General features: G+C 46.7%; 9 protein-coding genes. 6 read left to right on the forward strand and 3 right to left on the reverse strand.

Annotation, left to right across the window (positions count from 1 at the left end; translation table 11 throughout):
- Positions 1 to 2 precede the first annotated feature (2 nt).
- Positions 3 to 1274 (reverse strand): FGGY-family carbohydrate kinase, encoded by a 1272-nt coding sequence (locus tag NDI34_RS14660; RefSeq protein WP_190668606.1) that lies wholly within the window; start codon positions 1272 to 1274, stop codon positions 3 to 5.
- A 150-nt stretch (positions 1275 to 1424) separates the two neighbouring features.
- Here NDI34_RS14660 and NDI34_RS14665 point away from each other — a divergent pair, with 150 nt between their 5' ends.
- The 3 genes from NDI34_RS14665 to NDI34_RS14675 all read left to right on the forward strand — a co-directional run bounded on the left by NDI34_RS14665 (position 1425) and on the right by NDI34_RS14675 (position 3637).
- Entirely contained in the window at positions 1425 to 1628 is a 204-nt protein-coding gene (locus tag NDI34_RS14665) for a ChaB family protein (RefSeq protein ID WP_190668603.1), read from the forward strand.
- A 134-nt stretch (positions 1629 to 1762) separates the two neighbouring features.
- On the forward strand, positions 1763 to 1909 hold the full coding sequence (locus NDI34_RS14670; RefSeq protein WP_190668600.1) for a hypothetical protein: 147 nt from the start codon (positions 1763 to 1765) through the stop codon (positions 1907 to 1909).
- A gap of 78 nt (positions 1910 to 1987) precedes the next feature.
- Complete coding sequence (locus NDI34_RS14675) at positions 1988 to 3637, forward strand: hypothetical protein (protein ID WP_348233014.1); 1650 nt, start codon at positions 1988 to 1990, stop codon at positions 3635 to 3637.
- 100 nt (positions 3638 to 3737) lie between these two features.
- Here the strand turns inward: NDI34_RS14675 and NDI34_RS14680 are convergent, their stop codons facing one another.
- Positions 3738 to 3863 (reverse strand): hypothetical protein, encoded by a 126-nt coding sequence (locus tag NDI34_RS14680; RefSeq protein ID WP_277877671.1) that lies wholly within the window; start codon positions 3861 to 3863, stop codon positions 3738 to 3740.
- On the opposite strand from NDI34_RS14680, the gene acs reads away from it, so the two are divergent.
- The 3 genes from acs to NDI34_RS14695 all read left to right on the forward strand — a co-directional run bounded on the left by acs (position 3862) and on the right by NDI34_RS14695 (position 8933).
- On the forward strand, positions 3862 to 5835 hold the full coding sequence (gene acs, locus NDI34_RS14685; protein ID WP_348233015.1) for an acetate--CoA ligase: 1974 nt from the start codon (positions 3862 to 3864) through the stop codon (positions 5833 to 5835). The genes NDI34_RS14680 and acs overlap by 2 nt on opposite strands.
- 436 nt (positions 5836 to 6271) lie before the next feature.
- On the forward strand, positions 6272 to 7195 hold the full coding sequence (locus tag NDI34_RS14690; protein WP_348233016.1) for a nucleoside hydrolase: 924 nt from the start codon (positions 6272 to 6274) through the stop codon (positions 7193 to 7195).
- A 109-nt stretch (positions 7196 to 7304) separates the two neighbouring features.
- Entirely contained in the window at positions 7305 to 8933 is a 1629-nt protein-coding gene (locus tag NDI34_RS14695; RefSeq protein ID WP_348233017.1) for an alkaline phosphatase D family protein, read from the forward strand.
- Positions 8934 to 9094: 161 nt separating this feature from the next.
- Here the strand turns inward: NDI34_RS14695 and NDI34_RS14700 are convergent, their stop codons facing one another.
- Positions 9095 to 9316, reverse strand: a complete 222-nt coding sequence (locus NDI34_RS14700) for a hypothetical protein (RefSeq protein WP_190688885.1) — start codon at positions 9314 to 9316, stop codon at positions 9095 to 9097.
- Positions 9317 to 9568 lie beyond the last annotated feature (252 nt).

Genomic DNA, 9568 nt, shown 5'->3' on the forward strand with positions numbered 1-9568 from the left:
TCTCACTTGATATCAAGTCCGCGCATAGCTAATAACGCCGAACCATATGCAGCGGCTGTGTGCATTGGCGGAACAATTGGTACTTGTAGATAACGACCACGAATTTTTGTCCAAGCGGGATTTTTCGCACCACCTCCAGCCGTATAAATGCGAGTTAGAGGAGTGCTACCGAGTTGTTGTAAAAGTTGATATCCTCGTGCTTCAATACGGGCAATACTTTCGAGCAAACCATGTAGAAATTCTACTGGATTATCGGGACGGGGTTCCAGTCGTGGCGGTAGATGGGGGTCGTTAATGGGGAAGCGATCGCCTTCTTTTAACAACGGATAATAATCAAGCTGACTCTCTTTTTCTGCATCTATTTGATTGCTGAGGCTTTCTAATTCAGCATCGGTGAAGAATTTTCGCAGCACAGCACCACCCGTATTAGAAGCACCACCAACTAACCACAAATCTCCCAGGCGATGACTGTAAATCCCGTATTTTGCATCATCTACGCGAGTGCGACTTAACAGCTTCAGCACTAGCGTTGAACCGAGGGAGGTACTCGCTTCACCGGGCGACTTGGCACCGCTAGCGAGAAAAGCCGCAATACTATCCGTGGTGCCAGCACACACTACGCAATCTTTGGGTAATCCCAAGTTAGTAGCAATTTCAGGTTTTAATTCAGCAATAGATGTGCCTGGGGCAATAACTTCAGGAAGATGAACGGGTAACTTGAGATTTACTAACCATTCTGGATAACATAAATTTTCGACATCGTAGCCTAACTTTAAACAATTTTGATAGTCACTTATGCCCAGTTTTCCATGTAATAAAAATGCCAGCCAATCTGCCTGATGAAGGAAGTAATAATTTTGAATTATAGGAGTAGACCCTTGTACCTGCTCTGAATTTTGAAGCAACCACAAAAGTTTGGCGAGGCTGGAGGTAGCGCTTAATACCGTGTGGTTTGGGGGCGCAATTTCCTGCAACTGCGCCATGACTTCCACCCCTCGCGCATCGTTATAGAGGATAGGTTCAGTAACAGGTTTACCAGCTTCATCGCACAGCAGCACTGTGGAAGAAGTTCCATCGATAGCGATCGCTTTAATTTCCCCGCGTACTTCCAAAGGGATTTGCTCAATCAAGGAAAACAAAGCTTTCTCCCAGCTTGCAGCCAATGCCACTCCCTCAAAGGGATATTCCGCCTCAGCTTGGATCGTCCCATCCGCGTGAATTGCGACGGCTCGTGCGCCAGAGGTGCCAAAATCAATGCCAAGGTAGAGGTTCATAATGAGATTATTGATTCTAGGTTCTAGAGAGACTCAAGTTATTTTATTTGCTATCTCTAGTTAATTAAATTAGAAAATAGGTCTTTAGAGATAGGATTTTAAAATTTTAAAATTGCAAGTTAGTATTACATGAATCAGGTGATTAAATTTATGCCTTATAAACAAACTGACGAATTACCAGATTCGGTAAAAGATCACCTACCCAAGCACGCTCAAGAAATTTTTCTCGCTGCATTTAACAATGCTAACGAAGAGTATAAAGAGGAAGAAACTGCCTTCAAGGTTGCTTGGAGTGCGGTAAAGCGCGATTACGAAAAGGGAGATGATGGGAACTGGCATAAAAAGCCGGAATAGATATGACAACAATAAAATCAGGTTTGCCTGAATGGAGCTTATAGGGAGCTTTTTCCAGGTAAATGGGCGCAATGCGCGATCGCTCTCTCATGTTTGCGAGCGCTGTGTAGAAAATAACATCGACTGGTTTATCGATGCGATCGCCTCCTGAAGAGCCAGCTGAAGCCGCTCAAGCGGAAGTGACAACAGCTCAAGCCGAAGCTGCTGCTGCCCAACAAGCAACGAACAGCACTTCATACCAACGCGATCGCAGTGGAAAGAGATGCGATCGCGCTTATTAACATCTGCAAACAACTCTGGAGTCTGGTTCCTCCAATAGGTAGACAATAGTGCTTCATACCCAAAGTACAGAGGTCACAATGTCTGAACCCACAAGAAGTCCCCAACCAATCATTTTAATTCGAGGTTTTGGTGGACTCGACGTTGCCGACGAGAAAAAAGACACCTACCAGAGATTTAATGTTGGTACCGTTTACCCTCAAAAACAAGGTGAAAACTACATCTACGAGGGGCTAATTCTGCGGTTTATGAAGTCGAACTGGAAGTACCAAGACACCACTAACGTCGTCGGGTACTACGGTAAAACTTATGCCTACGAACCGCTGCTACCGGAGAAACTGAAGCGCTCCACAGATAAGGATATCGTGGAAAAATTTATGCGCTTGAAGGAGTTGGGCTATTTTTCTGGCAATAAGATCATTATCGACCCCGGCATGGCGCTACATCTGCTGGAAACGGTTGAGCAACCCTGGCAAACTCTCTGGGTATTTCGTTACTACGACTTGGACGAGCGAAAATTCAACGTGTATGGTGAAGCACTGGTTCGCTTGATCGACTTTATTCGGGAACTCACAGTCCAAAAGGAAGGCTTTAAGCCCAAGGTGAATATCATTGCCCATTCAATGGGTGGACTCATCGCACGCGAGGCAGTTCAACGCACTTATCCAACCTCGAAGAAACAGAAGGCAGAGAATTACATTAACAAAATTGTCACCCTCGGTACGCCGCACCAAGGCATCAGTTTCCAAATTCTCAAAAATTGGATCAATATTAGTGCGGAAGATGAGTTAAAGCATTTTAATCCTGATTTTCAAAAAGACCCTAGAAATGATGCGGCTTTCGTTAATTTTCACAACTATTTTCCCGCAGAACGACTGCTGACAGTGGTTGGAACAAACTACCGTAGCTACGACGCCGCGATCGCATCCCGGTTAAATCGCGCCTTCTCCCTAGAAGGCGAGTATGGGGCAAACTACAATCGCAGCGATGGTTTAGTCAAACAAACTTCGGCGCAAATCCCCGGCACACCGCGCACTTTCGTCCACAAGTGCCACGGGGGTGACGACTCGCTGATTACTTCACGAGAAGCGTTTGAAGTGGCAACCCGCTTCTTTTTTGGGAACGTGCGATCGCGTCTGCGCTTGGTGAAGGGAAAAGTTACTCGTGGTAAGGATTTCTTCGGCAAGAGCGAATTTTTTCTGGGCGTTTCTATCAAGCCGCGGGGTGTAGATTTCGAGCTTTTCCATCAAAGTAAAGATGCCGAAAATTGCTATGGCCCCTTTAGTCAAGTTGATCCACTTGGCAAAAATGTTAACTTTTCGGAAGCCAATCAGAGTCTCGGTTTTCCTTGGGCAGATACTAACAAACTCATCTGGCAAGGATACCTCGACACGAAAAAGAGCCTCAGTGCCAAAGATATGGTGTTGCGCGTAGAATTTTATATTGGCGAACGCGATCTTTATGGCTTTGGTTTCTCGGACAACAAGATTTTCAACAAGCAGTACTACGTCCGTGCCTTGCTACCAACCAATCTACAGCCCAACCTGAAACTCTACCTCCATGCCGATGAGCAGTTTATGCGGGAAGGCTTCCAGCCTTCGCCGCAGGAGGAGATGCAGAAGGTGAACGGCGGCTGGCAGTTTGATGTCAGAGAAACCGGGTTTGAGGGGACTTTCCGGATCGAACTGGATAGAATTCCCGAAAATGGGCTGCCAATCCCGTTTGTATAGGTAATTCTTGTCACCTCTCCCCAACCTCTCTCCAGAATGGGAGAGCTTTCAATTGTCCTCCTTCCCTTGTAAGGAAGGGGATTAGGGGGTTGGATGTATCTTAAGTAGCGATCGCAGAGTGGGGGCTGAGGACAGTTTGCTTTTCTTTACGAAACTCACAACACTTTTGGTCGGATCTACCTCCAGAATGGTTTTGAGTAACAACGCCGATTACAGCAATCATCATGTCTCAGCCCACAATAGAATCCATCCTTCAAGAAAAACGCTTATTCCAGCCACCGGCTGAATTTTCACAAAAGGCACATATTAAAAGCCTGGAGGAATACCAGCAACTTTATGACCGCGCCAAAGCCGATCCGCAGAAGTTTTGGGCAGAACTTGCAGAACAAGAGTTGCACTGGTTCCAGAAGTGGGATACGGTGCTGGATTGGCAACCGCCTTTTGCCAAGTGGTTTGTGGGTGGTAAAACAAATATTTCCTACAATTGCCTGGATAGACACTTAACTACCTGGCGCAAGAACAAAGCCGCTTTGATTTGGGAAGGGGAACCGGGCGACTCGCGCACCCTGACTTATGCCCAGTTGCATCGGGAAGTTTGTCAATTTGCCAATGTCCTGAAGCAGCTGGGTGTGGAAAAAGGCGATCGCGTCGGGATTTATATGCCGATGATTCCGGAAGCCGCGATCGCGATGTTAGCTTGTGCCAGAATTGGTGCAGCCCACAGCGTTGTTTTTGGCGGTTTCAGTGCCGAAGCTTTGCGCGATCGCTTAATCGATGGACAAGCCAAAGTAGTTGTCACGGCTGATGGCGGTTGGCGCAAAGATGCGATCGTTCCCCTCAAAGATCAAGTTGATAAAGCTTTAGCTGATGGCGCTGTCCCCAGCGTGCAAAACGTCCTAGTTGTCAAACGCACTGGACAAGAAATTTATATGCAGACAGGCGGACGCGACCATTGGTGGCATGAGATGCAAAAGACTATCTCCGCCGATTGTCCCGCCGAACCGATGGATAGCGAAGATTTGCTGTTCATCCTCTATACCAGCGGCAGTACCGGCAAACCGAAAGGCGTTGTGCATACCACTGCTGGTTACAACCTCTACACCCACATGACCACCAAGTGGATTTTTGACCTTCAGGATACGGATGTCTACTGGTGTACTGCTGATGTGGGCTGGATTACCGGACACAGCTACATTGTCTATGGTCCCCTATCCAACGGTGCCACCACCGTGATGTACGAAGGTGCGCCTCGTGCCTCGAATCCCGGCTGTTTTTGGGATGTGATTGAAAAACACGGTGTCAACGTTTTTTATACCGCACCGACGGCAATTCGCGCTTTCATCAAGATGGGCGAAGACTTACCCAACGCCAGAAATCTCTCTTCCCTACGATTGCTGGGAACCGTAGGCGAACCAATTAACCCGGAGGCGTGGATGTGGTATCACCGCGTGATTGGTGGCGAAAAGTGTCCGATTGTCGATACCTGGTGGCAAACTGAGACGGCTGGCATTATGATTACGCCGTTACCTGGGGCAATTCCTACCAAACCCGGTTCTGCTACCCTTCCCTTTCCTGGAATCCTCGCTGATATTGTGGATTTGGAAGGCAACCCAGTCCCCGCCAGCGAAGGCGGCTATCTAGTCATTAAGCATCCTTGGCCTGGGATGATGCGAACCGTCTACGGCGACCCCGATCGCTTCCGCCGCACCTACTGGGAACACATCCCCCCCAAAGATGGGCATTATGTCTACTTTGCCGGAGATGGTGCCAGACGCGATGAGGATGGTTATTTTTGGGTGATGGGGCGTGTGGACGATGTGCTGAATGTGTCAGGACACCGCTTAGGCACGATGGAAGTGGAATCCGCTTTAGTTTCTCATCCTGCGGTTGCTGAAGCTGCGGTTGTGGGTAAGCCAGATGAACTCAAAGGGGAAGAAGTAGTAGCCTTTGTTACTTTAGAAGGTACGTATAATCCCAGCGAAGAACTGAGTAAAGAACTCAAAAAACACGTTGTCGCGGAGATCGGCGCGATCGCCCGTCCCGGCGAAATTCGCTTCACCGACTCCTTACCCAAAACTCGCTCCGGTAAGATTATGCGGCGATTATTGCGAAATCTCGCTTCCGGTCAAGAAGTCTCCGGCGACACCTCTACGCTAGAGGATCGTGGCGTCTTGGATAAACTCCGAGAAGAAGCGTAATTTTTTAACGCAAAGGTACGCAGTAGGGCAGGTTTTAAACCCGCCCCTACCCCAAACGTTCGCCAAGGAAATTCTCTGCGAACCTCTGCGATTTCCTTAGCGTACCTTTGCGTTTAAAAAAGTGTTGGCAGACATTGCCCCCTCTACAATTCAACTATTTTGAAAATGGGCTATTTTGGCATAGCTTCTTATGAAGCTAAAAAGCCACTGGAAGTCAGCATTTATGCAACCCCTTATCTGCATCAGTGTCGGCATATCCCCTGTAGTGCTGGTTCAAACAAGTGTTATCTCTGAGAATGGTGATAGATATTTGTTGTCTTACCCATGTGCAACAGAAGATGCGATCGCTATCTTTAACTCCACTTCAGAGGGGAGAATTAGCGAAGTTAGCACAATGCGTTGTATCTGATTCTGACTCTAATTCAGGCAGAGATTTATGTCCAAACAACTGGTACTCATGGATCACGATGGCGGTGTTGATGACTATCTCGCTACGATGCTGCTGATGACGATGGATGACGTTGAGCTACTCGGCATCGTTGTGACGCCAGCAGATTGCTATGTTCAGCCAGCGGTGAGTGCTACGCGCAAGATTTTAGATTTGATGGGACGTTCAGACGTGCCAGTGGCAGAAAGTACGGTGCGGGGGATCAATCCATTTCCGCGACTCTTTCGCCGCGATTCGTTTGTTGTCGATCATCTCCCGATTCTGAACGAACGGGAAATGATTCAGACGCCGCTAGTGCCAGAATCGGGTCAGGAATTTATGGCGCGATCGCTCCAAGCTGCACCCGCACCCGTCACACTGATGGTAACTGGCCCTTTGACAACAGTAGCCACTGCACTGGATATGGCACTGGAGATTGAAGGGAAAATCGAGAAAATTGTTTGGATGGGAGGTGCGTTGAATGTTCCGGGTAACGTTAGCCGCGATATCGAACCAGGACAAGATGGTTCGGCTGAATGGAATGTCTACTGGGATCCCATCTCAGCAAATCGAGTTTGGCAAACCTCAATCCCCATCGTACTTTGCCCGTTAGACCTCACTAACAATGTGCCGGTGACATCAGAAGTAGTGCGCCAATTAGGTAAACAGCGGCGTTATCCTATTTCCGATTTAGCAGGGCAATGTTATGCGCTGGTGATTCCTCAAGATTATTATTTTTGGGATATTTTAGCGACGGCTTACCTTGCTCATCCGGAGTTTTATGAAGTGCGAGAAGAGGAGACAACAATTGTGACTACTGGCATCAGTCAAGGGCGAACCAAAGTGGAGCCTAGCGGTCGGAAAATTCGGGTAATGCAAAAGGTAGATAAGGAGCGATTCTACGATTACATTTTGCAGCAATGGGCGCGTTAAGGAAAATCATTCCAAGTTTCTGAAAGTAAATAAAAATAGAGGGTTTCCGGAACGGGGCTTTCCTAAAGAGAAGAAAAAATATATATCAGATTCTCGTTCGGAAACCTCTATGTTTACCTCTATTGATTTGAGTCTATCTACCTTACCTAATGGCGTTGCTTCTGGGGATACAACACAAACCTCAACCGTTTTGTGGACACGCAGCACCGCCAAAGGGACAGTTTTCTTTGAATACTCAATTCAGCCGAACTTCTGCACCATTCTTGGCACTGCCAGCGGCTTAGTTACCGATTCCAACCAACCTATAAAGGTAGAGTTAACTAACTTAAAGCCTAGGACAACTTATTATTATCGAGTCACCGACGCTGCTGGAACGTGTGCTGGTGGTCAGTTCCGTACCGCCGCTGAGTTGGGGACTCCTGCTGGTTTGCGGTTCGGGGTGGCGGGGGACTGGCACGGCGATTTAGCACCCTACCCAGCGATCGCTAATGTACCAGAACGTCAACTAGAGTTCTTCGTTGCACATGGCGATACTGCTTATGCTGACCTGAAGACGCCGGATTTAGACAGACCCGCTTCTACCCTTGACGAGTTTCGCATCAAGTTCAACGAAGTTTATTCCGCCCGTCTGGGGTTAAATACATGGGCGGATCTTCGCGCCTCTACTTCCATCCTCGCTACAATTGATGACCACGAAGTTGATGATAATTTTGCAGGTGGCGCACCAGCATCATCTCATCGGAACGGGCGCTTCGGCACGGGTAGCGAGTTAATTAACAATACCGAACTGTTTAAAAATGCTCTACAAGCATTTCAGGAATATCATCCTCTACGCGATGAATTTTATGGAGAAACGGGCGAAGAACGCACGACAAATAAGCGCAAGCTTTATCGTTACAACACCTATGGCAGTGACGCGGCTGTTTTCATCCTAGATACCCGCTCTTTCCGCGATGCTAATTTGCCGCTTTCTTTTAACCCTACTAAGGAACAAGAAAAAGAGTTCCTAACTCGTTCTTTTGAGCCAAATCGCACGCTCTTAGGTCAAAAACAACTTACGGATTTGCAACGGGATTTGCTAGATGCCCAAAATAACTGCATTACCTGGAAGTTTATTTTGATTCCTGAACCAATCCAAAATTTGGGCATCCCCGTTGCCAACGATCGCTATGAAGGTTTTGCAGCAGAACGTACCCAATTGCTGCGTTTCATCAAGGAAAATTGTATCAATAATGTTGTATTTATCTCCGCTGATTTTCATGGCACAGCGGTGAACAATCTCACCTATCAAGAGTCTGCCGATGGGGTTCAGATCCCGGTTGATGCCTTTGACATTATGACGAGTCCGGTGGCATTCTATGAGCCGTTTGGGCCTACTAGCGTAAGATTTTCCAGCCTCACGTCACAGGAAAAAGCTGCTTATGAGGCTCTGCCAACTATCCACGAGAAGGATGAATTTGTCAAAAATTTAGTGGATGCCCGTCTTATCCCCTTCGGCTACAATCCTCTAGGGCTGGAAGGTTCGGGAATTGATACTACCCTGCTTAAAGGTAGCTATGTGGCGGCTCATGTCTATGGCTGGACTGAGTTTGAAGTAGATGCCTCCACGCAACAATTGCGCGTAATAACCTATGGAATTGAACCCTATTCCTTAGAGCAACTAACAGCAAATCCCAGCACTATTATCAGCCGGACGCCCATTATTATTAGTGAGTTTATCGTTAATTCCAAGAATTAGGAAATAAGCGCGCTCGCTTTCAGCATCTTTTTTTTGGGACTCACTCACTAGCTAAACTTAAATCTTCTCAAAACGAATCATTACAGCAATATAAAACACTAGAGACGCGATTAATCGCGTCTCTACTCATAAATAGACGATTCGGTAACAAGCGGCTTAGCTTAAAAAGTAATTCTTCCCTCATTGAGTAATTTGTAGCCGCCAGCCAAAGCCGCAAAGCCGACAAAGAAGTTCCAGAGGCTAGTTTGTCTTAAAATAACGCCACCGCTCATAAAAACTAGCACAATTCCTAAACCCAACAAAAATGCTCCAAAGTTGCCTGTTTCTCTTCTAAAAAACATTAAACAAATCACACCGCCCATAATGGCTAAAACGGAACCCATTGCCGGTAAGTTCCGCCAATAGTAAGGGAAGTAGTGACTAGCAAAAATAATATTTTTACCTAAAAAGTAAACTCCAGCCAGAAGCAGGATGAATCCTAAGTGCTTATGTAAAATAAATTACACATAATAAAAAGTAGAATAAGCTAAAACAAAAGTCAAGAAAACAAGAGACTTATGAGATTTATTAGAGATTTAAGCCGAGAAACTCAAAGGATTCTCAAAAGAATTTATAAAGAAAGTAGACATCATCAA

It is taken from the genome of Trichocoleus sp. DQ-U1 (assembly GCF_039961925.1).
Lineage (GTDB): Bacteria > Cyanobacteriota > Cyanobacteriia > Cyanobacteriales > FACHB-T130 > FACHB-T130.

Coding starts and splice junctions, on each gene's coding strand:
- NDI34_RS14660 (WP_190668606.1), bottom strand. CDS start 1,274: ATGAACCTCTACCTTGGCATTGATTTTGGCACCTCTGGCGCACGAGCC.
- NDI34_RS14665 (WP_190668603.1), top strand. CDS start 1,425: ATGCCTTATAAACAAACTGACGAATTACCAGATTCGGTAAAAGATCAC.
- NDI34_RS14670 (WP_190668600.1), top strand. CDS start 1,763: ATGCGATCGCCTCCTGAAGAGCCAGCTGAAGCCGCTCAAGCGGAAGTG.
- NDI34_RS14675 (WP_348233014.1), top strand. CDS start 1,988: ATGTCTGAACCCACAAGAAGTCCCCAACCAATCATTTTAATTCGAGGT.
- acs (WP_348233015.1), top strand. CDS start 3,862: ATGTCTCAGCCCACAATAGAATCCATCCTTCAAGAAAAACGCTTATTC.
- NDI34_RS14680 (WP_277877671.1), bottom strand. CDS start 3,863: ATGATGATTGCTGTAATCGGCGTTGTTACTCAAAACCATTCTGGAGGT.
- NDI34_RS14690 (WP_348233016.1), top strand. CDS start 6,272: ATGTCCAAACAACTGGTACTCATGGATCACGATGGCGGTGTTGATGAC.
- NDI34_RS14695 (WP_348233017.1), top strand. CDS start 7,305: ATGTTTACCTCTATTGATTTGAGTCTATCTACCTTACCTAATGGCGTT.
- NDI34_RS14700 (WP_190688885.1), bottom strand. CDS start 9,316: ATGGGTTCCGTTTTAGCCATTATGGGCGGTGTGATTTGTTTAATGTTT.